Genomic DNA, 20645 nt, shown 5'->3' with positions numbered 1-20645 from the left:
TTACGTCCCGTTGTCCATACGGGGCTTTTTTTTTTTATCCGTCATCAAACAAGGCCGCCCTTCGAAACCGAAGGACGGCCTTTTCTTTTTCATTACAGCTCAACGAATTTGGTCGCGATATTTTCGCAGAAAGCCCGGTCATGCTCGACAAACAAAATAGTTGGCGAATGCTCCAGCAGCAGCTCTTCGATCTGCATGCGGGAGATGACATCGATGAAGTTCAGCGGTTCATCCCAAATATGAAGATGAGCTTTTTCGCTTAAGCTTTTCGCAATCAAAACCTTCTTCTTCTGGCCTCCGCTGAAGGAGGAAATATCCTTCTCGAACTGAATTCTGGAGAAATCCAGCTTGCGCAGAATAGCCTTAAAGAGACTTTCGTCAATTCCGTGCTCTCTCGCGTAATCCGTCAGGTTGCCCCGCAAGTGGGAGGTATCCTGGGAGACATAAGAAATCTTGAGGTTGCTTCCCTTGCGGAAGGTCCCGGTATAGGACAGGTCTTCTCCGATGATCAGCTTAAGAAGACTGGATTTGCCGGAGCCGTTACGGCCGGATAGCGCGATCCGTTCCCCCTGCTCGATCGTAAAGCTGACATCCGTGCATACTTGCTTATCGCCGTAGTACACCGAGACCCGCTCCAGCTCCACAAGCTGAGGCTTATGGTAAACGAGCTGCTCCAGCTTCAGGCTGTCGGAAGACTCAATGTTTTTCAGCAGCGTGGATTTCTCTTCGATTGCCGATTGTTGACGCTGCTCCATCGACTTAGAACGCTTCATCATTTTGGCTGCTTTATGTCCGATATAACCTTTGTCTACCTTGGAGCCGGAATTTCTCGTGCCGTTCTTCGTCTTCTCGACTTCATGGGACCAGTTATTCGTGCGTTTCGCCGCCTCGGACAACCGCTTAATGTCTTTCTTCAGCTTATCATTCTCCGCCAGCTCGTATTGGTCCTGCCGTTCTTTGTTCTCCCACCAGTCAGAGAAATTGCCCTTCTGAATTTCGATATTCGTTCGGTTGATGGAGAGAATATGGTCAACGCAATGGTCAAGGAAGGTGCGGTCATGGGAGACTAGAATAAATCCGCTCTTGCTGTTCAGATATTGGCTGACCAGCTTCCGCGCGTTCATATCCAGATGGTTGGTCGGCTCGTCGATCAGCAGGAAGCTATCCTCTTTCAGAAATAAGGCGGCAAGCAGCACCTTCGTCTGTTCCCCGTTCGACAACGTATCAAACGGCCGGTAGAGGACATCATCGGATACCTGCAGCAGCGTCAATTCGCGCACAAGCTCCCATTGCTGGTAATCCGGATAAATCTCCTCGACGACATCCGTCGTCAGATATTCCGGATGCTCTACACGGAACGGGAAATACTCGAACGTTACGTTGGCCGAAATATGTCCGCTGTATTCGTATTTCCCTAGCAGCAGGTTCATAAAGGTCGTTTTTCCCCGGCCGTTTCGTCCGGTAAAGCCCAGCTTCCAGCTCGTATCAAGCTGAAAGCTTACATTCTCGAATATATTATCGTAGCTGCCCTCATGGGCAAACGTAAGGTTCGATACATTAATCAGTGACATATGAATTCCCCCCGTAATCAAAAAGAGCTGCAAGAAAGTTACCTTTCCCACAGCTCAAATGAATACGGCAAATCCAGCCCTTGGATTACCATCTAACGGGTGGACAAGAATATTCGCCTGAGTGAAAAAGATGCAGTAACTCTCTTGCGCATAGAAAAATAAAACAATCGAAACAGATCGTTATCGCTCGTTTTATTCTCGTATACCGTCGCAAGAAAATCCTACATATCTTTTTCATCCCCAATCCTTAAATTACAGGTATCTTAACATAGCCAATTTTGATTTTCAACCAATGGATTTGAGAAAATCCACCATTTGACCAAAAGCTTCATCTGCCGACGCTTGGACGTAACGCTTCGAATAAGGATCGCCAAAGCCATGGTTTCCGCTGAATTTGCGAATGTGAACCTGCGGTTTAACTCGTAAAACAGCCATTAATTGGTCCACGTCAAACGACGGCTCGGCCTCCGGGTAAAATAACAACACCGGACAGGAAGGATTGAGCTCTGTATAGCTGCGAATTCTGGAGCCATAATAACCCACCACTGCCGAAATGTCCGGACTGGCGCAGCACATCCAGGATGCCGTTGCACCAATACTGAATCCAATCAGGAATATTTGGCGATATTGCGATTTGAGCTCTCCCGCTAATCTTAGTATGGCTGCGGATGCTTGATCGAATCCGACATGTTCCATAAAATATCCGTAAGCCTCTTGCTCTTGCTCATAACCATAAGGCTCCTGTCGATTGAGCAAATCCGGTGCATACACGTCATAGCCCTGCGCCGCAATTGACGCACACAACGCCAAGATATGACGGTTCAAACCGTAGATTTCATGGGCTACGATAATCGCCTTATCCGAATGCTGCTTGATCTCAATCATCGTCATTTTTATCTTTTTTCCCTTTCCCCTTACCTCGATGCTCTTCTCCCGGTCCCTTTTTCTTGTCCTCTTTGTGCTTATCCTTCCCGGGTTTTTCGTGCTTTGGCTTGTCTTTGTCCTTGTCCTTCTTCTCTTCTTTCTCTTCCTTAGCTTTTCCGGTCTCTTTTGGTTTCTTGGCAATCGCCGGCATGTTAGCGAATGCCATGACCGGTTCGTCTTGAAGAGCTTCGCTCATCAGCTTCTGGAATACGGCTGCTGCGGCCTTCGAGGTTGTCGTCAAGTAATGGCTGGTATCCGTATGGTCATAGCCAAGCCATACCGCTCCAACCAGCTGCGGCGTATACCCCACAAACCAATTGTCCTTCATCCCTTCTCCGCCGGTTCCAGGCATCTCGGTTGTGCCCGTCTTACCGGCTACCGGCCGATCACCTAGGGATGCAGCATCGCCTGTGCCTTCCTTGACGACACCTTCAAGCATCGCCGTCATCGTCCGTGCAACCGCAGGCTCCGTCACTTTCACGCTGACGTTGGAATCGAACTCGGCAATGGTCTCCCCTTCAGCCGAATCGATCCGTGAAATGGAATGTGCCGGGATCCGTGTTCCGTCATTTGCGAATACGCCAAAAGCTTCAGCCATAGCGAGCGGCGAGACTCCTTCCTGCAAGCCGCCTAAAGCAAGCCCCAGCGTCCGGTCCGTATCCGTAAGCTCAATGCCGAACCGCTTGGCGGCTTCCATTCCTGCATCAATCCCCATCTCGTTAAGCAGCGATACCGCAGGCACGTTATACGAATGAATCAAAGCTTCGTAAATGGATACTTCGCCATGATAGCTGCCGCCCGCATTTTTAGGCTGATAGCCTCCGAAATTGACCGGTTCGTCCATTAAGGTGCTATCCGGAGTATAACCCCGCTCCAAAGCCGGCGTATACACCGAAATCGGCTTCATAGTAGAGCCAGGCTGGCGTTTCAGCTGCACCGCACGGTTAAAGCCGCGGAACGGCTGCTCGCCTCGGCCTCCGATAAGAGCCCGGATCCCTCCGTCCTTAGGATCTACAAGCACGGCCCCGCTTTGTATCAATTGATCCGAACTGCTCGCCGGAAAGAGGCTGTCCTGCGAATAAACGTCCTCGGCAGCTTCCTGCATCTTCGTATCCATGGTCGTGTAGATCCGGAATCCACCGTGAAGCACTTCATTTTCCGTTAGTCCGTACTTCTGGCTTGCCTCGCGAATGACCTGATCGATGAAATAAGGGTACTTAATGGCATCGCTGCTGCTTGGCTTTGAGCTTTGAATATGAAGCGGCTCCTTCACCGAAGCCTCGTATGCAGCCTGATCAATCTTGCCTTGATCCTTCATAAGCTTCAGCACCACGTTCCTTCTCGCTTTCGCTTCCTCCGGATGGCTGTAAGGCGAGAGTGCCGAAGGCGCCTTGATAATCCCGGCAAGCAGTGCCGATTGCGTAAGCGACAGCTCGTTCACCGGAACGCCAAAGTACAGCTCGGAAGCCTTCTTGATCCCCCAAGCCCCTTCGCCGAAATAGATTTGGTTCAAATAAAAGGTTAGGATCTGCTGCTTATCGTAATTCTTCTCGATTTTCTCGGCGAGCAGAAGCTCCTTCCACTTCCGGGTCCATGTCCGTTCCTGGCTGAGAAAAACGTTTTTCGCCAGCTGCTGGGTAATGGTACTTGCCCCCTGCACCGTCTTGCCGTTTGTCAGATTGGTTACCATCGCCCGGCCAATCCCTTGCAAATCCGTGCCTTTATGCTCGAAGAAACGTTTGTCCTCTACGGCAACTACCGCTTCGATCAGTTCCTCCGGCAAGCTGTCATAGCTGACGGCCTCGGCTTTTTTCGGCGAAATGCGAAGCGCTTCTTCCTTGTTCTGATCGTAAATGATCGTAGCCGCCGGCAGCGGCTCCTCCAGCAAGGATACATCCTGCCGAGCAACCATTAATTTAAAAGCAACCACTCCAATGACAGCGATAATTACGCCGGTAATCATAATAAAAAGGACAAGCTTCATCCAAAGTCCCCGCTTTTTTGCTTTCTGATGGTGAATTGCTGATCTCATACAAATTCCTCCAAGCTTGGTGCAACAACCCGTTACTTTTGTCTTGGATAATCATTCGTAGAGAAGACCCGTTTTCTGTACGTAGGACCTAATTTTACGATAATAAGCAATAAGGTCTGCGATTTACGCAGACCTACATAATCAATCGAAGCAGCATAACGCTTATTACGCCCGTGATGATTGTGCCGAGAAGACTGCGCGTAAAGATGGCTACCAGGAAGGTAGGCAGAGCGGCAAATAACTCGATGTTTTCCTTCAATGAAGTTAGTTTGCCATCGGTCATCAGCAGTTCGTTGCCTAACAAGGCTGCCATAACCGCAACGGGGATATAGCTTAGCCAACGCATCGCCAGATCGGGAATTTGCAAGCGACTGAGCACAACAAGCGGCAGGACCCGCGGAAGAAAAGTAACGATTGAAGCACCTATTATAATTGCAAGAATATCCCATCTTATTTCCATCGTTCAATCAACACTCCTATTGTTGCCGCACTTACGGTTGCGATAATAACCGCCATGCTTCCCGAAGTGACCATGCTTGCACCCACAACGATAATCACCGCGCTTACGACTACGACTAAATCTCTGAACAGCTTCTGACGACCTAATAATTGCAAAACAAGCAGTCCAATAAACATGGCGGACAACGCGAAATCGAGACCAAACCTTTCCGGATTCGTGATCCATTGCCCCAGAAATGCACCCGCCATCGTAGCAAGAATCCAATTAAGATACGCCGTTATGTTTAGTCCGTTCATCCATGATTCGCTGAGTGCTTTTGTATTGGCCGCTCTGTTAATCGCCACTCCAAACGTCTCATCCGTCAGGAGCGTGCCTATCATCATGGTCTTAAAAGCCGTCAAATGACGGAAATAGGGGGACAATGCCGCGCTAAGCAGCAGATGCCTTAGATTAACGATAAATACGGTAAACACGATTGCTGCTATGGAGCCCTGCGCGGCTACCATTCCCGCGATGATAAACTGTGCGGAGCCTGCGTAAATAAGAATCGACATCAAGGTAATCTCCAGCACGCTTAACCCCGAGGTATGACCAACCACTCCCGCCGCGAACCCGATGCTTAAATAACCCAATAACGTTGGTACGCAGTCCTTCACCCCTTGAAGGAAGCTGTTCTCATCACTTTCCATTCTAAGCTGTACGTTCTCTTGCTGCATATACTTCCCTCTCCTACCATTAAAGCTATCCTCTTATCTTAGCATAAAAAGAAGCCGCGGAACGCGGCTTCACTAATCCTCCTTGAGATGCATTTCCATCCAATCGTTAGCTTCCTGAAATCCAAATTTCTTATAAACCGGTTTTCCAAGCTGTGAAGCCGCAAGCCAAACGGTCTGTACTCCTGCTGACTTAACTTCTTCAACTAAACGGTTCAGCAACTGGGTTGCGATACCGTGCCCACGATAACGAATATCCGTATACATATTTGTGATATAAGCTTTTTTACCGCTTTTATTCGTAAATGACGGAGGAAAATCATAAAAGATCACGGCCGCGGTTGCGACTATCTCCGAGTCAGCTTCTACAACCCATTCCATAAGCGAACCGTCCGTTAACTTGTTTGCGAAAAAAGTTCGGAGCTCCTCATCGATATCTTGGTCTGGAGCAATTCCTTCATCAATAAGTTGTTGCTTTCTCAATGACATTAATGCCTCAATATCCTCAATCTCTGCTTTACGATAGTTCATGCCGCACCTCTCTAAGCTGTTTATTCTCTTTAGGCTTCGACTTGAACAAAAGAATTCCCGCCAGAAGCGCCGCAACTCCAATTGCCTTCTGTGGCGTGAAGGTCACTTGCTCGAGTCCAAACCAACCTGTCGAATCCCACCATAATGCGCAGAGCAGCTGGGAAGCCATTACGATGGTTGTCCCATAGCTCGGGCCTAAGAGCCGTACCCCTTTCACGACGCAAGTGACAACGCCGATCCCAAGCAAGCCGCTGAACCAGAACCAGACGGGCATCGGCTTCCAGCTGAGCAGATCCGCTCCCTCAAACATCAGCCCCATGCCTAACGAAGCCATAAAGCCCATACCAAGCACCAGAGCTGTCGTGGTATGCGAGTTCGCAGCCGCATTGACTTTATTGTTAAACAAGTTCTGTACGCTGACAAGCGAGCCCGCCATCAATGCCAGTAATATGCCTGTTAACATCATTTTTGCTCCTTCCGGTCTCCATTCTCGTAAATATTTCTTCCGGCTGCTTCTTCAAGCCCCTTGCGGTCTTTCACGACAAGCGTGCCCCGGCTGCGCTCGATCAAGTTCGCACCGGTAAAGCTAAGAATAATCCGGTTCAGATGCCGGTAGCTTGTGCCGATGAGATTCGCCATATCCTTCAAATGAACCGAGCTGACCCTTGCATCCTCCGGGGTCGTTACGGACAGCAAATAACTGGCAAGCCTGATTTCGACCGGGTATAAGAGATTGAAGCTGAGCGACACCGATTTGTTATAAAACTTTTCGGTGACAAGATGCAGCATAAATTGCAGGAACGGCACTTCTTCCCGATACAGCTTCAGCCAACGCTTGTGAAAAGCAACCGTCTCGACCGGCGTAACGGCCGAAACGGTATTCAAATTCTCCAGCTCATTCAGGCACTCGATCTCGCCCAGCACGCCAAGCGGGGACGTAAAATTAACAAGCAGCGTCTTCCCGTCCGCCGAGGCGGTATATACCTTCACTTTTCCGCGCATGAGAAAGAAGATATATTCCGGTATTTCGCCTTGCTTGCATAACGTATCGCCAGGTTCGAACCGATATAACGCCAAGTGCTGCCGCAGCGAGCTTGGGAATACATCGTCTAACGCGTATTGGGCCAGATATTGATCAATCCGGGCATCATCCAAAATTTCTTTCAACTTGACGGCATCCCCTTTCTAATGGATATTTTATCCTGTCAGAACGATAAACATAAGATCCCGGTTATCATCAGGGCTATGCCGATCCATTGCGGCGCTCTTAACCGGATTGCCGCATTCCCGAACCAACCGGCTTTCTCCATTCCCAAAGTAACGAGGATCTGGGCGATCAGCACGGACGATACCGTAATGGCTGCTCCGTTATGATGAAAAGCCGTAATATTGCTGAATATGATAAACGCTGCAAACGCTCCGCCAAACCGGTAGCGCAGCTTCACCTGTTTGAGCTGTTTCCACGATCGGTCGCCCGTCAGCCATACGATTAGCAGAGCGGCTGCAAAACCCGTCCCTTGCGTCAGCACGGCGGCCTGCCAGGTTCCAAGATGCTCGCCAATCGCTGCGTTTGCCGTACCTTGCAAGGTCAGAAATACTCCGCCCAGCACCGCATAGAATATGCCTTTCATTCCTCGTCATCCTCCTCGTTCATTTCGCTCTTCTAATTAAACGACAGGAGGGTAAAAACAAAAAGGACATATGTCCTGAATCTATCCATACAAATAAAAAAAGCATCATTGCCTCTTAAGCAGCGATGCTTTCCTTATCTTTTTCCTTATGATTTTCATTCTTGCCCTGCTGCATTTGCTTGTTCATGTCGCGAAGCTCCTGCAGCATCGCATCAAGTTCGCTGCGCAGCTGATGAAGCTCGCTTTTGCAAAGGAATTGCAGCTTATCCAGTTCGCTTGTGCTCATATTGCCCATTCGGATCTGGTAAAGCAGCTTGTATTGCATCGATTCGCTTTCGCTGATCCGGTATTCAGGCATTCTCGCCGGTTCTGTTTTTTGTGCTTTCATTGCTTTATCGGCTCCTTTATCTTTGTACTACGGTAATAATAAAGGAGCTGTATTAAGGATGTATTTATCGAATGTTAGATTAACATTAATTTTTGAACCGAATGTTATTTCCGTGCTTTTATAATCAAGAACCATGGATTAGTCATTAATCGTTCGTACCAGCGCTTATACCAGTCGCCGGCTCCGGGAAGCTCCCTATATTCCTTAGCCGGCTGCGGCTCGATCATTTGATCAAGTGTAAAATATTCCGTCGTTGCGTTAACAATATCCATCATCGATTTATGATAAAAGGTTACCTCTACGGGACCTGTTTCCTTCTTATTCCATACATCCGTCAATAATTCGCGGGCGAAATAATCCGTACGATCATACTGCCGGAACACCATGAACGGATGATGTACGGAGAATTGCAACGTACCGCCCGGCTTCAGCACGCGCCGCAGCTCGCGGAACACGGTTCCCCAATCTTCAACGTAATGCAGGGTAAGCGAGCTGACGATAAGGTCAAACGATTCGTCCTCAAACGGCAGCGTCTTGCCAAGCTCACAGACCAATACATTTGCTTTATCCCCTACTCTTCTTCTGCAAGCCGCCACCATCTCCGGGCTGAGATCTATAGCCGTCACTTGCGCTCCCCGTTCGGCGAATTGCGATGTATACCAGCCTGCGGCACAGCCCGCATCCAGAACAGCCATTCCGGACATCTCTTCCGGCAGCAGCTTCATCATCGCCGGCCGTTCATAAAAGGCGTTATGCCCGCTGTTATGATCAACGGATTGCTCATACGCGATGGCCAGTCGATCGAACGCCTTCGAGACTCTTTCATTCATTTGTGACGCATCCTCTCTTGGACCTTGCTTTCTTAAAAGCGGTATTTCTCGTGTCCTTTATTCACAAAAGCTTGAACGCCTTCCAGATGGAGCAGCTCCTCTTTCAATTGAAGTCCGCCTCTGAAGCCGGTTAGCGTATTATTCTTGCCGATTACCCGGTGACAGGGGACAACGATCGGAATGGGATTCATGCCGTTTGCCGTGCCTACCGCTCGAACAGCCTTCGGATTCCCTACTCGTTCCGCGATTTCCGCATAGCTTCTCATTTCTCCGTATGGAATTTCAAACAAAGCCTGCCAGACGGAGTTTTGAAAAGCGGTGCCGCGAAAATCCAAAGCGAACGTAAAGCTCCTTCGACTGCCGTCCAAATATTCCTGAAGCTGCTGCTTGTACGGAGCTACTTGAGCCAAATCCCGCACCAATATCGCATTCGGTATTTTTTTCTTCACCCATGCCTCAACTCTTTCCATTGTAGACTCATGGGGCAAAGTAACTTGCGCTAATCCGTTGTCCGTTGCAACCAGATAAATAGGCCGATTATGTAACACGGGATGAACCAGCGTATCCCAATAAACCATTGTAGTTTGCAAAGCCTTCATTTCATTCACCTCATTCAAATAAAACAATCTTACCATTCCTCAAACAAAACAAAAAGCCGCGAAATCGCGGCTTTCGGTCAATACCTTTATTCAACAATGATCTTGCCTACCATCTTGCTGTGGCCTGCGCCGCACACCACCGAGCAATGGAATTCATGCTCGCCGGCTTTATCGGCTGTAAATGTCGCAGTTCCGTTATTTTCCTTGATATCGACGTTATAATCCGGAATCGCGAAGCCATGGAAGCCCTCTGCGTTATTTAATGTAATGGTCACTTTATCGCCTTGCTTAACACGAATTTCCGGCTGATCGAATTCAAAGTTTTTCGCTTTGATTGTAATTGCCTTAGATCCGCCGCCGCCTGCAGCATTATTGCCAGCATTGGTCCCAGCGTTTGTACCTGCGTTTGTACCCGCGTTATTGGTTGCTCCTGTATTGGCATTATTGTTGTTCTTCGAGCTTGATCCGCAGCCTGCAGTCGTCCCCATTACGGTTACGGCCAGGGCAGCGATCATAAGCAGCTTATTGATCTTCATAGCAGCTGTCTCCTTTTGATCTTCAATTAATTTTTAGTTTGTTCCAGTTCGATAATGTTCGATTTAACTTCCGGTTCATCATCGGCAATGCCTTTTGTTGAATTCCGGAACTCGCGCAGCGTATCGCCAAAGGCACGTCCCAGCTGAGGCAGCTTTGCCGGTCCAAATACAATCAAAGCGATAGCCAGAATAATGATCAGCCCTGATATTCCTACGTTGTTAAACATGTTATCCCTCCACAATTAAGTCGTTTGTACGGCAAACTTCCGCCTATAGTAACGCGCCGAGATAAATGCGCTGATCTCGAAGAGCAGAATGAGTGGAACGGTCACGGACAAATGGGATACAAAATCCGGAGGTGAGATAAGTGTTCCCACAACCGCCAGACCTACATACGCAAATTTTCGAACCTGCTTCATTTTGCCTGGAGTCAGCATCCCGATTCGGGTCAGAAAAGTCATTGCCAGCGGCATTTCAAAAGCAACCCCCATAGGCAGCAGGAAGCTGATCAGAAATGACATGTAATGCTGGATCCCGTATACCTCTTGGGCTCCCATCGATTGATTCAGCTTAATCATGAACCGGATCATCATCGGCAGAGCTACGGTATAACCGAATAACACTCCGCTTACGAACAGCAGGGACGAGGTCGGCACATAGACCAGGGTGCTTTTTGCTTCGGCATCCGTCATGCCCGGTCTTGCAAATGCCCACAGATGGTACATGAGGAACGGAAGCGTCAGTATAATCCCGACGAGCAGCGCGCATTTCATATACACTGCTATTCCGTCCGAAAGCGCAAACACGCTCCACTCTACTTCAATGGCACCCAGATGTCCTTTGACGAAGGTCAAAATTTTAGGCGCTGCATAGAGGCCAACGCACAAGGAGGCCAGGAACCAGCCCGCCACATAAATGAGGCGTTTGCGGAGCTCGGTCAGATGACTGATCAGATCGCTGCCGACAGTCTCAGCCGCTTCGCCATTCTGATTGCTCACACGAGTGAACCGCCTTTATCCAAATATTTCTGCACGCCTTCAGCCGTCCGGTATGCCAATGCGCCAACGGTGGCCGTCGGATTGTATCCGCTGTTATGCGGGAAGTTGGACGCGCCGCAGATGAATACGTTTTCCGCGTCCCACATTTGCAGATAGTTGTTAACGACGGAGGTCTTGGGATCGGATCCCATAATCGTCCCGCCCGTGTTATGGGTAGACTGATAAGGAACGATGTTGTATTGCTTGATCGAATCATGGATCTCCGTCTTGGTTCCGCCCATCTGATCCGCGATTTCCTTCGTCTTCTGGGCAATAAACTTCACGAGCTCGCGATCCTGGTCTTCGAAGTCAAAGGTCATTCGGATAAGCGGCTGTCCGAACGCGTCCTTGTACTCCGGATCAAGATCGAGATAATGATACCGGTTCGGCATGCTTGCTCCTTGTCCGGCAACGGATAATACGCGGTTCGAATTATGGATCGTCGCTTTCTTGAACTCCGCGCCCCACTTCGGCGTACCTGCCGGAACCGGCTGATACTGAATCGGCCGGAGCCCCGTCTGCGTGAACCGGATATTCGCGCCGTGCAAAAACTTCAGATCGCTATGGTCAAAGTTATCGCCGTTAAAATCATCGATGCTGCTGCCGAGTGCCCCCGCCCCCATTGCCAGGTTGAATTCGCGGTCCTCGTAGAAGGCGCTGGTGCTGGCACCGTTCACCTGATATGCATAATTCCGGCCAACCGCGCCGGTATCGGTCTCTGGATTATAAGGCTTGCCTAGCTTGGAGAGCAGCAGAAGCCTGACATTGGTGAACAGATAACCTGCAAGAATAACGATATCGGCAGGCTGCGTGTATTCTTCTCCGGTTGGCGTATGTACATAGGTGACGCCGGTTGCTTTCTTGCCGTCATGAATGATTTGGGTCACGTTGGAATGCATCCGAAGATCAAGCTTGCCCGTTTGCTTCGCAACCGGCAGGACGGTAACGACCGGATCCGCTTTGGCACCGTATTCGCAGCCGAACCGCTCGCAGTAACCGCAATATTGACATGGCGCTCTTTCGACACCGTCCGGATTTTTGTATGGCTCGGACAAATTGGCCGAAGGAATAACGTAAGGATGGTAACCCAGTTTTTTGGCAGCATCCTCAAACAGCTTCATGCCCGGAGACTTTTTCATCGGCCCCGTTGCAAACGGCTTGGACATTTTGCCAATATTCGGAGGCAGCTCGGTTTCGCCGGAAATACCCGCCATCTGCTCATACTTCACGAAATACGGTTCTAGCTCCTCATACGTGATGCCCCAGTCCCGAATCGTCATGTTCTCCGGAATCTTCTTCTTGCCGTAACGTTCAACCGTCTTGCTGTAAATCTCAAAATCATATGGAAGGAACCGGTAATATTGACCGTTCCAGTGAACCCCCGCGCCGCCCAAGCCTTCGCCCAGCAAGAACGACCCGTACGTCCGCATCGGCAATGCTCTCATTTTCATCGTGTTGCGGAAGGAAACCGTTTCTTTGGACAAGTCCTGCATCAGCTCATAGCGGGATGCATAGCGGAGCTCGTCGTGAACATGGTAATAATCCTGCGTATCCCTGCTTTTGCCCCGCTCCAGACCTACAACGGAAATACCGGCTTTCGTCAGCTCGGAAGCGATAATGCCGCCAACCCAGCCCATCCCGACAATTACAACGGGAACCTTTGGAAGTTTAGTTGCCATTTTGCTTCACCCCTTATCTACCCAAGCTCAAGATGATCATGCAAGCTTAATGGTTCTAGTTTTACGAACTCTTCTTTCTCGATGTAATCGGTATAGCTCATTTGATTGCCAGGGAAATTCCTCATCTTCCAGCCCGCCATATTCCGGTTGCCGCCGTACAGCGGGTCAGCGTAAGCTCCCTCAAGCGTCAGATTAAGGAACATGGCGAAAAAGTTGGAGGAAGGCACATCCTTGATCTCCGTCTTATCCGTCTCAAATGCGGTCAATACCGCATCCTGCTCTTCCGGCGCGATTTCCACGAAAGGCTTCTGATATTTCGTGTTGCTGTATTGATTCATGGCGTCAAGCCCAAGCGCAATAAGTTCTCTGCGTTTGAAAACCAACTGATAGCCCTGCGTGGCTTCCGCTTTGTAATAGGGCGGCTGCATATAGTCCCGGGCATTGGTGCCAAAAGCGCTTGCCATCTGATGGTCGATAAAAAAGGCAACCCCCAGCTCTTTCGCGCCGGGTCCCAGATCATCCTTTGGAAACAGCCTTTCGGCAGCAGCTTCCGCCGTGAGGAATTGATCTTGGTTGAAGAACATCAACGCTTGGTTATAGTCTTTATTCTCCGGTGCGGTCCCCGACTTGCCGGGTTCCGGAGCTGTTTCCTTCTCCGTCTGTTTCAGATTCGAGCCTACAAGTCCTCCGATGACCCCGCCTAGTACGACCCCGCCAAGAGCCGTACCGGAATATTTAAGGAACCTTCTGCGCGATTCGTCCTGCGGCTGATTCGGTTTGTCATTCGCCATTATCATTCTCTCCTTGCTACCCCGATTTAGTAGGTTTTCTAATTTTCTTCCAATAGGTGAAATATTATTCATGAAGCGAACGCTTCGCTTCTACAGAATCATTCGAATGCTCCGGTTGCCTTAACCTATTTGGGAACCAAAAAAGCCTATCCGATAAACAGGATAGGCTTTAATGAGATAACAGATATTCAAATACACTAAATACGAGGTACAAGAACGTTCACCGGCGAGCCGGCCAAATAAGCTTCTATATCCTCTACAATCCCTTTGTAAAATCCCCGGTACGCCGCTTCCGTTACGTAACCGATATGCGGGGTTGCTAGGACGTTCGGGAGCAAGCGGAAAGGATCATCTTGAGGCAGCGGTTCCTGCTCGAATACGTCAATTCCGGCTCCGGCGATTGTGCCGCTGCGAAGAGCTTCCAGCAAGGCATCGCGATCAACAATAGGGCCTCGCGAGGTGTTAATGAGAAAAGCGGTCGGCCGCATCCTCTCTAGCTCTCGCGCGCCAATCAAGCCCCGAGTACGATCTCCGAGCACCAAGTGTACGGATACGATATCGCTGCTCTCCAGCAGCTCTTCCTTGGAGCTCGCCAGCGTAACGCCGGCTGCTGCCGCTTTCTCGGCGGTCAGGTTCTGGCTCCACGCCATCACTTCCATACCGAAGGCTTGTCCGATTCTTGCCACGTTGGTTCCGATATGGCCAAGCCCCAACAATCCGAGCCTCTTGCCATGAAGGTCCACTCCGATCGTGCTCTGCCAGCCGCCGTCTCGGACCGCTTCATTCTCGAGTACCAGCTTTCTGGCTAAACCCAGAATCAGCGCCCAGGTCAGTTCGGTAGTCCCCTCGCCTCCGCCTTTCGTGCCGCATACCGTAATCCCCTGTTCCGCAGCTGCGGCCAGATCAATGGATGCATTGCGCATTCCGCTGGTAACAAGAAGCTTCAGGTTAGGCAGACGCTGCAGAAGCTCCTTCCGAAATGGCGTTCTTTCTCGCATGATGACAATAATCTCGCAATCCTGCAAGGCAGAGACAAGCTCGTCCCGATCCTCGAAATGATGGTTGTATACTTGCAGCTCAACACGCTCCTGAACAGACGACCAGTCGGCCATGCTCAAGGCAACATTCTGATAATCATCCAATACGGCACATTTCATTTGCTGTTCTCCTCCTTGTCTTAGAAAGCAAAACAGCAAGCTCCTTACCCGCTATTCTGGGGGAGCTTGCTGCAAACATCTCAATTATTTCGGTTGAATATAGCCTTCCGCTTTGAGCAGTTCGGCGATCAATACGGCACCGCCGGCTGCGCCGCGAAGCGTGTTATGCGACAGGCCAACGAATTTGAAATCGTACAGGGAATCTTCGCGCAGACGGCCAGCCGATACGCCCATGCCTTTTTCAATGTCGCGGTCGAGCTTCGTTTGCGGTCTGTTCTCTTCTTCGAAGTACGTAATGAATTGTTTAGGCGCGCTTGGCAGACCCAGCTCTTGCGGACGGCCTTTGTATTCGGACCAGCGCGCAAGAATCTCTTCCTTCGAAGGTTTGTTCTCGAAGTTCACGAACACCGTTGCAAGGTGTCCGTCCGTTACGGGAACGCGGATACATTGCGTTGTGATCAGCGGAGCGCTTGCTTTCACGACTTCGCCGTTCTCAACGCTGCCCCAGATGCGGAGCGGCTCCTGCTCGCTCTTCTCTTCTTCGCCGCCGATGTAAGGAATAACGTTATCCAGCATATCCGGCCAGTCCGTAAAGTTCTTGCCGGCACCGGAGATCGCTTGATACGTCGAAGCTACAACCGTCGTAGGTTTGAAATCGCGCAAAGCATGAAGAGCAGGTACATAGCTTTGAATCGAGCAGTTCGGTTTTACCGCGATAAAGCCGGTTGTTGTACCCAGACGTTTTCTTTGAGCCTCAATAACTTCAAGATGCTCCGGATTGATCTCGGGAATAACCATAGGAACGTCCGCCGTCCAGCGATGCGCCGAGTTGTTGGACACGACCGGCGTGCCTGTTTTTGCGTAAGCCTCTTCGAGCGCCTGAATTTCTTTCTTAGGCATATCCACCGCGCAGAATACAAAATCAACGCCAGCAGCAACCTCTTCGACCTTCGAAGCGTCCTGCACCACGATATTCTTAACCGCTTCAGGGATTGGTGTGTCAAGCTTCCATCTGTTCTGAACAGATTCAACGTACGTTTTGCCTGCCGAGCCTGCGCTTGCGGCAATAACCGTTACTTCAAACCAAGGATGCTGATCCAGCAATTGTACGAAGCGCTGGCCAACCATGCCTGTTCCACCAACAATACCAACTTTAAGTTTTTGTGACATTTATTCTTCAAATCCTCTCAGTCTGATTTTGTATGCCGACCTTATACCTTACATGTATGCGGTATAAATCCCTTTGCTTGCTGCGAAAATAAAAAAATCCCACCCCCAAGACCGTAGTCTCAGGGACGAGATTTGAATACCCGTGGTACCACCCTAAATTCGCGGATATGTCGCCATATCAGCCTCTTCAAGTACGGCATTGCCATCGAATGCTTATACTCTAGCTCTATAACAGGAGCTCCTGTCACACCATCCCCGGCCAGACCGGTTCCGATGCGCTGCTCGGAGTCTTTCTTCGATAAATAACTCTTTACTCCTTTTCAGCATACCGGAGCTCTCTGGAAAAGAATTGATTTACCTACTCGTCTCGTCATTGCATTTCATATTGCAGTTATAATAACAAAAAACGAATCCGAGGTAAACCCATTTTCGCAAAAAAATTAACGGCCTTCAGCCGCTCTCAGATTAAGCCTCTTATACGCTTTCGCGTAGACCCACAAGGCGTTGAGCAGCAGGATGGCTCCCGTCGTCAAAAAAACGGCCCGGATGCCTAACCAAGCCGATATTTGCCCGCCAAGAATCGAACCGATAAAGACGCCGAGGTACCCCGCCGACATCGTAAAACCAAACACTCTGCCCGTGAGAGCATCCGGCGTAATTTTTTTGATTAGAATATTAACAGACGGGTTAAGTCCCCCTGCCGCCAGACCCAGCAAGAATCGAAGCACCATAAGCTCCCAAGGCTGATGGACCAATGCCTGCGGTATAAACAACAGCCCCGCAACAATCAAAGCGATAAGCATCACCTTGTGCGCGCCAATCTTATCCGACAGTCTGCCGAGCCTTGGCGCCGCGATCATATTGGCCAGTCCAGAGGCGGAGAATATAAACCCGGCCAGCAGTGCAACATGCTTGGTGCTGCTCGTTAAGCTTGTGACATACACCGTTAAGACCGGTTCAATGGAATACATGGCAAGCGTTAAGGCAAAATACGTCACGAACAAAGTGATCGTCAGATTCTTCTCGGGGATACTGTCCCACACTTCCTTCATTCTCTGCGCTTTTTTATCCACGCGGGTGAAATTCTCTTTCACGAACAGCAAGGTTGTAATAAAAGCGAACAATAACAATACTCCGGTAATAAAAAACACATTCCGCATACCGAAATGCAATTCAATAAATCCGCCGATGGACGGACCTAACAAGGAACCCGCGATTCCCGCCGTGGACAAGGTTCCGAGCGCCCACCCGGCGTGGGCTTTCTCGGTCTGCGTTGCGATAAGCGCCGTGCAAGCGGAGGCGTAACCCGTAATGATCCCCTGCAGCAGGCGAAGGCCAATCAGCTCATACACATTTTGGGCGAAGCCCATGCTGAAAATAACGATGGCCATGCCGAGACTAGCCCGGAGCAGCATCGGCTTCCGCCCGTATTTATCCGCCGCGATTCCCCATATCGGAGAAAACACGGCGGACAATATAAAGGTAATCCCAAACGCTAAACCGGAATACTGCTCTACCATTCTGGTATCGGAAACGCCCAGATGATTGATGTACAAAGGCAATACCGGGGCGATCTGGCTCATGCCGATGCTTGCGACGAATACGCCAAACCAACAGACGAACAGGTTTCTTTTCCATATTGGCATACCTGTCATCCTCCTTCATTCTGTTCCTTCCGGGTGCTTTAAGCTAAGGATTCAATCCAGTCTTCCACCGTTTTAACGTCCGCCTGGCGCGGGAACACCTTCTCGGTAAGGACGCGGTGCACTTCGGGATCCGCATCCAGGCAAGCATCCTTTAATACGGTAATGGCATAATCCTTGTCAGCCGCCTCGCGCACCGTGGATAACACAACTCCGCTTGTCGAAATGCCGCAGAGAATAAGATTCTCGACCTGCTTCGCGCGAAGGATAACCTCCAGGTTGCTGCCGGCAAAAGCACTGATCCGGAACTTCGTTACTACCGGCTCGCCTGGCAATGGCTTCACCGATTCGTGAATTTGCGTGGCTTCGTCATGAATCGTCATGCCGCCATGCTGCGCAACGACCGAAAAGGATTTATTGCGGGGGCTTACTTCCGGATATCCTTCATTAAAGCCGACACGGACAAAAATCACCGGGATCTCGTGCTCCCGCGCAGCCTCTAAAGCCTTCCGAAAAGGTTGAATGACCTCGGGGTTATTCGCAAAACGGGATACAATGCCGTTCTGCAAGTCCATGATTACGAATGCGCTTCTTTTCGTGTTCAACATCGGTTGTACACACTCCTTACGGTTATGATAATATTAAGCGGAGAACTCTCCTTTTGATATTAAACGGAGACCTCTCCGTTTGTCAACCAAGCTTAAAATCATGTTTTTAAGATAGGATGTGATCCGGTCATGAATGAAGATTTAACAACTACTCCGCCTAAGCCCGAGCGCCGGGATGCTGCCGAGAACCGTCAGCGTATCCTTAACGCCGCTCTCCAATTGTTCGAACAGCATGGCGTGGAACAGGTCAGCATGAATCAGATAGCGGCTGAAGCCCAGATCGGACCGGGCACTCTTTACCGCCGGTACCGTAATAAGAGCGAATTGTGTCTGGACCTCATGAAGGACAATCTGGTCATTCTGTTTGAGGATATCTACGCCTACCTGGAAGATAACCATGCTGACTCTCCAAGCTCCAGACTGAAAGGAATTCTTGGCTTGTTTATCAAGTTTCGGGAAAAGAAATCCCAGCTGCTCCGGGGCGTAGAGGATTCTTCGCAAGCCAACCGGCCGAGCACCCGGCAAAAAGGTCCTCTTTACCATGAGCTGCATGAAATTCTTGTTCAGCTGTTTGACGAGATGCTTGCCGCTTCGGGAAAATCTGAACCAAACAGCGTATTCCGTGCCGATATGCTGCTCAACGGCGTAAGCAGCGAATCCTATCTATTCCAGCGGGAGGTCCGCGGTTATTCGCAGGAAGTGATTCTCGAGCATCTTTGCGCTACTTTTATCGCAGACAAATAGACGGCACGAAAAAACCAGCCCTATCCCTTTAACAAGGAATGCAAGCTGGTTTTCGTTTGTTTTATAAGCGAACTAAAGGCTTTTCCGCCGGACCCTCAATAACTTCGCCTGTGATCGAGAAGCGCGAGCCGTGGCAAGGGCAATCCCAGGTCCGTTCCCCGTTATTCCATTCCACCTCGCAGCCCATATGGGTGCAGGTCGTGTCGACAAGAAAGAGTTGACCGTCTTTATCCCGATATCCCCCTGCCCGGCGGCCTTGAATTTGAACAACGCTGCCTTCGTCCTTCTCAAGGTGCTCCGGACGTTTCTTGACATACTCCAGCTTCCCGGAAATCAAGTGCTTCGCAACATCCGCGTTATCCGTTATCAGCTTGCCAACGGTTTTCCAGGACAGAGAACGGGAAGGCGTAAACAGCTCCGCATACGGATTATCTCTTTCCAGAATAAGATCCCGGATAAGGAGGGCAGCCGCGGTACCGTTCGTCATCCCCCATTTGCGGAAGCCCGTTGCGATAAAGACGTCGGGATGCGAAGCCGTAATGCGCCCGATAAACGGTATTTTGTCTCCCGTAACAAGGTCCTGCGCGGACCATCTGTAGGAAATTTCTTTTATCTCGAACTGATTCTCCGCAAACTTCCGCAGCTCGTCGTAATGGTTGATCGTGCAGATCCCTTGTCCCGTCTTATGGCTCTGTCCGCCTAGAATAATCAGCTTATTCCCGTCATCGAGCGGAGCGTAACGCACGGAACGCTTCGGGTCCTCGGCACTCAAATACATCCCGCCCGGATATTCGTCTTCCACCCGTAAGCCAAGTACATAGGAACGATCGGCGTGCATTCTTGCAAAATAAAAGCCTTGACCGTCGTAAAAAGGAAAATGGGTGCAGGAAACAACGTATTTGCAGCCAATCCGATGGCCGTCGCCGGTCATGACTTTTGGCGAATCGTCTACGCGTTCCACGTCTACGGCCGTTGTCTGTTCATGGATTTTGCCGCCAGCCTTCAAAAACTCCTCAACCAGCTTCAATAAATAATTGAGCGGGTGAAACTGTGCTTGTCCGTCCATCCGGACAGCTCCAAAGAGCGGCAGGTTAAGCGGAATGGTGTCCAGATAGGCCCCTGGAATGCCAAGCTCTTGATAGGCTTTCGCTTCCTTTTCCACCTTGAGGATATAATCCACATGATGGGTGTAAACATAAGCGTCCTGCTCCGTATAACCGCATTCGATCTGATGCTTGCCGATCGTCTCATGGATGAAATTCATGGCCTCTTTCGCGGCTTCGTAATAAAGCGAAGCCTTTTCCTTGCCTTCCGAGCTAATGAGCTCGTCAAAGATCAGATCATGCTGCGCCGTGATTTTGGCAGTCGTGTGAGCCGTCGTACCATTCAGTATTTCTCCCGCTTCGAGCAGAACTACCCGAAGACCCTCCTGACTCAGCAGATACGCCGTTGTTATACCGGAGATCCCGCCGCCTACTACAACAACATCGGCTTCCGAGTCCTGCTCTAGCTTCGGAAATTTACCCTTTTCATGCTGGGAGGCAGTCCAATAAGACTCGGGAAACTGCGGCAGATCTTTATGATATGGCATGGTTATTCTG

At 50.1% G+C, this 20645-nt stretch carries 23 protein-coding genes and 1 other annotated feature; of the genes, 1 reads left to right on the top strand and 22 read right to left on the bottom strand.

Annotated features, from left to right (window positions below):
- Window positions 1-92: 92 nt before the first annotated feature.
- The 21 genes from ACR9FF_RS14670 to ACR9FF_RS14570 form a co-directional block, all read right to left on the bottom strand.
- On the bottom strand, window positions 93-1571 hold the full coding sequence (locus ACR9FF_RS14670) for an Lsa family ABC-F type ribosomal protection protein (protein WP_435171883.1): 1479 nt from the start codon (window positions 1569-1571) through the stop codon (window positions 93-95).
- Window positions 1572-1856: 285 nt separating this feature from the next.
- Window positions 1857-2462 carry a dienelactone hydrolase family protein gene (locus ACR9FF_RS14665; RefSeq protein WP_127492197.1) on the bottom strand — a complete coding sequence of 202 codons (606 nt, stop codon included), beginning with the start codon at window positions 2460-2462 and terminating at the stop codon, window positions 1857-1859.
- Window positions 2449-4527 carry a transglycosylase domain-containing protein gene (locus tag ACR9FF_RS14660; RefSeq protein ID WP_435171882.1) on the bottom strand — a complete coding sequence of 693 codons (2079 nt, stop codon included), beginning with the start codon at window positions 4525-4527 and terminating at the stop codon, window positions 2449-2451. Before ACR9FF_RS14660 ends, ACR9FF_RS14665 begins: the two co-directional genes overlap by 14 nt.
- Before the next feature lie 133 nt (window positions 4528-4660).
- Window positions 4661-4987: an AzlD domain-containing protein gene (locus ACR9FF_RS14655; protein ID WP_127492193.1), complete on the bottom strand. Its 327-nt coding sequence runs from the start codon at window positions 4985-4987 to the stop codon at window positions 4661-4663.
- Window positions 4978-5703, bottom strand: coding sequence for an AzlC family ABC transporter permease (locus tag ACR9FF_RS14650; RefSeq protein ID WP_127492191.1), 726 nt, complete (start codon window positions 5701-5703; stop codon window positions 4978-4980). Before ACR9FF_RS14650 ends, ACR9FF_RS14655 begins: the two co-directional genes overlap by 10 nt.
- Before the next feature lie 72 nt (window positions 5704-5775).
- On the bottom strand, window positions 5776-6231 hold the full coding sequence (locus ACR9FF_RS14645) for a GNAT family N-acetyltransferase (protein ID WP_435171881.1): 456 nt from the start codon (window positions 6229-6231) through the stop codon (window positions 5776-5778).
- Window positions 6218-6694 carry a DMT family transporter gene (locus tag ACR9FF_RS14640; RefSeq protein WP_435172117.1) on the bottom strand — a complete coding sequence of 159 codons (477 nt, stop codon included), beginning with the start codon at window positions 6692-6694 and terminating at the stop codon, window positions 6218-6220. The genes ACR9FF_RS14645 and ACR9FF_RS14640 overlap by 14 nt, the downstream gene beginning before the upstream one ends.
- Window positions 6694-7398, bottom strand: a complete 705-nt coding sequence (locus ACR9FF_RS14635) for a Crp/Fnr family transcriptional regulator (protein WP_435171880.1) — start codon at window positions 7396-7398, stop codon at window positions 6694-6696. The genes ACR9FF_RS14640 and ACR9FF_RS14635 overlap by 1 nt, the downstream gene beginning before the upstream one ends.
- A gap of 38 nt (window positions 7399-7436) precedes the next feature.
- Window positions 7437-7862 carry a DMT family transporter gene (locus ACR9FF_RS14630; RefSeq protein ID WP_435171879.1) on the bottom strand — a complete coding sequence of 142 codons (426 nt, stop codon included), beginning with the start codon at window positions 7860-7862 and terminating at the stop codon, window positions 7437-7439.
- Between the two features lie 115 nt (window positions 7863-7977).
- Window positions 7978-8250 carry a hypothetical protein gene (locus tag ACR9FF_RS14625; protein WP_435171878.1) on the bottom strand — a complete coding sequence of 91 codons (273 nt, stop codon included), beginning with the start codon at window positions 8248-8250 and terminating at the stop codon, window positions 7978-7980.
- 104 nt (window positions 8251-8354) lie between these two features.
- A complete protein-coding gene (locus ACR9FF_RS14620; protein ID WP_127492182.1) occupies window positions 8355-9080 on the bottom strand; it encodes a class I SAM-dependent methyltransferase in 726 nt (241 codons plus the stop codon).
- Between the two features lie 32 nt (window positions 9081-9112).
- Window positions 9113-9679, bottom strand: coding sequence for a methylated-DNA--[protein]-cysteine S-methyltransferase (locus ACR9FF_RS14615; RefSeq protein WP_127492180.1), 567 nt, complete (start codon window positions 9677-9679; stop codon window positions 9113-9115).
- Between the two features lie 86 nt (window positions 9680-9765).
- On the bottom strand, window positions 9766-10215 hold the full coding sequence (locus ACR9FF_RS14610; RefSeq protein WP_127492178.1) for a cupredoxin domain-containing protein: 450 nt from the start codon (window positions 10213-10215) through the stop codon (window positions 9766-9768).
- Between the two features lie 26 nt (window positions 10216-10241).
- Window positions 10242-10442, bottom strand: coding sequence for a twin-arginine translocase TatA/TatE family subunit (gene tatA, locus ACR9FF_RS14605; protein WP_015844534.1), 201 nt, complete (start codon window positions 10440-10442; stop codon window positions 10242-10244).
- A gap of 15 nt (window positions 10443-10457) precedes the next feature.
- Window positions 10458-11213: a twin-arginine translocase subunit TatC gene (tatC, locus tag ACR9FF_RS14600; RefSeq protein WP_127492176.1), complete on the bottom strand. Its 756-nt coding sequence runs from the start codon at window positions 11211-11213 to the stop codon at window positions 10458-10460.
- Entirely contained in the window at window positions 11210-12931 is a 1722-nt protein-coding gene (locus ACR9FF_RS14595) for a GMC family oxidoreductase (RefSeq protein ID WP_127492174.1), read from the bottom strand. The genes tatC and ACR9FF_RS14595 overlap by 4 nt, the downstream gene beginning before the upstream one ends.
- 17 nt (window positions 12932-12948) lie before the next feature.
- Entirely contained in the window at window positions 12949-13722 is a 774-nt protein-coding gene (locus tag ACR9FF_RS14590; protein WP_127492172.1) for a gluconate 2-dehydrogenase subunit 3 family protein, read from the bottom strand.
- 197 nt (window positions 13723-13919) lie between these two features.
- Complete coding sequence (locus ACR9FF_RS14585; RefSeq protein WP_435171877.1) at window positions 13920-14879, bottom strand: D-2-hydroxyacid dehydrogenase family protein; 960 nt, start codon at window positions 14877-14879, stop codon at window positions 13920-13922.
- 84 nt (window positions 14880-14963) lie between these two features.
- The gene (asd, locus tag ACR9FF_RS14580; protein ID WP_127492167.1) at window positions 14964-16049 is read right to left on the bottom strand and encodes an aspartate-semialdehyde dehydrogenase; all 1086 of its coding nucleotides are present in this window, start codon (window positions 16047-16049) and stop codon (window positions 14964-14966) included.
- 118 nt (window positions 16050-16167) lie between these two features.
- Window positions 16168-16432, bottom strand: a binding site (T-box leader).
- A gap of 57 nt (window positions 16433-16489) precedes the next feature.
- Window positions 16490-17695 (bottom strand): multidrug efflux MFS transporter, encoded by a 1206-nt coding sequence (locus ACR9FF_RS14575; RefSeq protein WP_435171876.1) that lies wholly within the window; start codon window positions 17693-17695, stop codon window positions 16490-16492.
- A 38-nt stretch (window positions 17696-17733) separates the two neighbouring features.
- On the bottom strand, window positions 17734-18300 hold the full coding sequence (locus ACR9FF_RS14570; protein WP_435171875.1) for a cysteine hydrolase family protein: 567 nt from the start codon (window positions 18298-18300) through the stop codon (window positions 17734-17736).
- A gap of 129 nt (window positions 18301-18429) precedes the next feature.
- Between ACR9FF_RS14570 and ACR9FF_RS14565 the strand changes: the two genes are divergently transcribed.
- The gene (locus tag ACR9FF_RS14565; RefSeq protein WP_435171874.1) at window positions 18430-19044 is read left to right on the top strand and encodes a TetR/AcrR family transcriptional regulator; all 615 of its coding nucleotides are present in this window, start codon (window positions 18430-18432) and stop codon (window positions 19042-19044) included.
- Between the two features lie 61 nt (window positions 19045-19105).
- Here ACR9FF_RS14565 and ACR9FF_RS14560 read toward each other — a convergent pair whose 3' ends face one another.
- Entirely contained in the window at window positions 19106-20635 is a 1530-nt protein-coding gene (locus tag ACR9FF_RS14560) for an FAD-dependent oxidoreductase (protein ID WP_435171873.1), read from the bottom strand.
- Window positions 20636-20645: the final 10 nt, after the last annotated feature.

This window comes from Paenibacillus glycanilyticus (genome assembly GCF_051200795.1).
GTDB lineage: Bacteria > Bacillota > Bacilli > Paenibacillales > Paenibacillaceae > Pristimantibacillus > Pristimantibacillus glycanilyticus.
Note: the sequence above shows the minus strand (reverse complement) of the source record. Positions and strands in the feature narration are given on the sequence as shown.

What these genes read in the sequence shown, in the direction of transcription:
- ACR9FF_RS14560 (WP_435171873.1), bottom strand. Translation starts at nt 20,635, where the DNA reads ATGCCATATCATAAAGATCTGCCGCAGTTTCCCGAGTCTTATTGGACT.
- ACR9FF_RS14610 (WP_127492178.1), bottom strand. Translation starts at nt 10,215, where the DNA reads ATGAAGATCAATAAGCTGCTTATGATCGCTGCCCTGGCCGTAACCGTA.
- ACR9FF_RS14620 (WP_127492182.1), bottom strand. Translation starts at nt 9,080, where the DNA reads ATGAATGAAAGAGTCTCGAAGGCGTTCGATCGACTGGCCATCGCGTAT.
- ACR9FF_RS14665 (WP_127492197.1), bottom strand. Translation starts at nt 2,462, where the DNA reads ATGACGATGATTGAGATCAAGCAGCATTCGGATAAGGCGATTATCGTA.
- ACR9FF_RS14585 (WP_435171877.1), bottom strand. Translation starts at nt 14,879, where the DNA reads ATGAAATGTGCCGTATTGGATGATTATCAGAATGTTGCCTTGAGCATG.
- ACR9FF_RS14565 (WP_435171874.1), top strand. Translation starts at nt 18,430, where the DNA reads ATGAATGAAGATTTAACAACTACTCCGCCTAAGCCCGAGCGCCGGGAT.
- ACR9FF_RS14630 (WP_435171879.1), bottom strand. Translation starts at nt 7,862, where the DNA reads ATGAAAGGCATATTCTATGCGGTGCTGGGCGGAGTATTTCTGACCTTG.
- ACR9FF_RS14595 (WP_127492174.1), bottom strand. Translation starts at nt 12,931, where the DNA reads ATGGCAACTAAACTTCCAAAGGTTCCCGTTGTAATTGTCGGGATGGGC.
- ACR9FF_RS14660 (WP_435171882.1), bottom strand. Translation starts at nt 4,527, where the DNA reads ATGAGATCAGCAATTCACCATCAGAAAGCAAAAAAGCGGGGACTTTGG.
- ACR9FF_RS14670 (WP_435171883.1), bottom strand. Translation starts at nt 1,571, where the DNA reads ATGTCACTGATTAATGTATCGAACCTTACGTTTGCCCATGAGGGCAGC.
- ACR9FF_RS14615 (WP_127492180.1), bottom strand. Translation starts at nt 9,679, where the DNA reads ATGAAGGCTTTGCAAACTACAATGGTTTATTGGGATACGCTGGTTCAT.
- tatA (WP_015844534.1), bottom strand. Translation starts at nt 10,442, where the DNA reads ATGTTTAACAACGTAGGAATATCAGGGCTGATCATTATTCTGGCTATC.
- ACR9FF_RS14645 (WP_435171881.1), bottom strand. Translation starts at nt 6,231, where the DNA reads ATGAACTATCGTAAAGCAGAGATTGAGGATATTGAGGCATTAATGTCA.
- ACR9FF_RS14570 (WP_435171875.1), bottom strand. Translation starts at nt 18,300, where the DNA reads ATGTTGAACACGAAAAGAAGCGCATTCGTAATCATGGACTTGCAGAAC.
- ACR9FF_RS14590 (WP_127492172.1), bottom strand. Translation starts at nt 13,722, where the DNA reads ATGGCGAATGACAAACCGAATCAGCCGCAGGACGAATCGCGCAGAAGG.
- asd (WP_127492167.1), bottom strand. Translation starts at nt 16,049, where the DNA reads ATGTCACAAAAACTTAAAGTTGGTATTGTTGGTGGAACAGGCATGGTT.
- ACR9FF_RS14640 (WP_435172117.1), bottom strand. Translation starts at nt 6,694, where the DNA reads ATGTTAACAGGCATATTACTGGCATTGATGGCGGGCTCGCTTGTCAGC.
- ACR9FF_RS14655 (WP_127492193.1), bottom strand. Translation starts at nt 4,987, where the DNA reads ATGGAAATAAGATGGGATATTCTTGCAATTATAATAGGTGCTTCAATC.
- ACR9FF_RS14575 (WP_435171876.1), bottom strand. Translation starts at nt 17,695, where the DNA reads ATGCCAATATGGAAAAGAAACCTGTTCGTCTGTTGGTTTGGCGTATTC.
- ACR9FF_RS14650 (WP_127492191.1), bottom strand. Translation starts at nt 5,703, where the DNA reads ATGCAGCAAGAGAACGTACAGCTTAGAATGGAAAGTGATGAGAACAGC.
- ACR9FF_RS14625 (WP_435171878.1), bottom strand. Translation starts at nt 8,250, where the DNA reads ATGAAAGCACAAAAAACAGAACCGGCGAGAATGCCTGAATACCGGATC.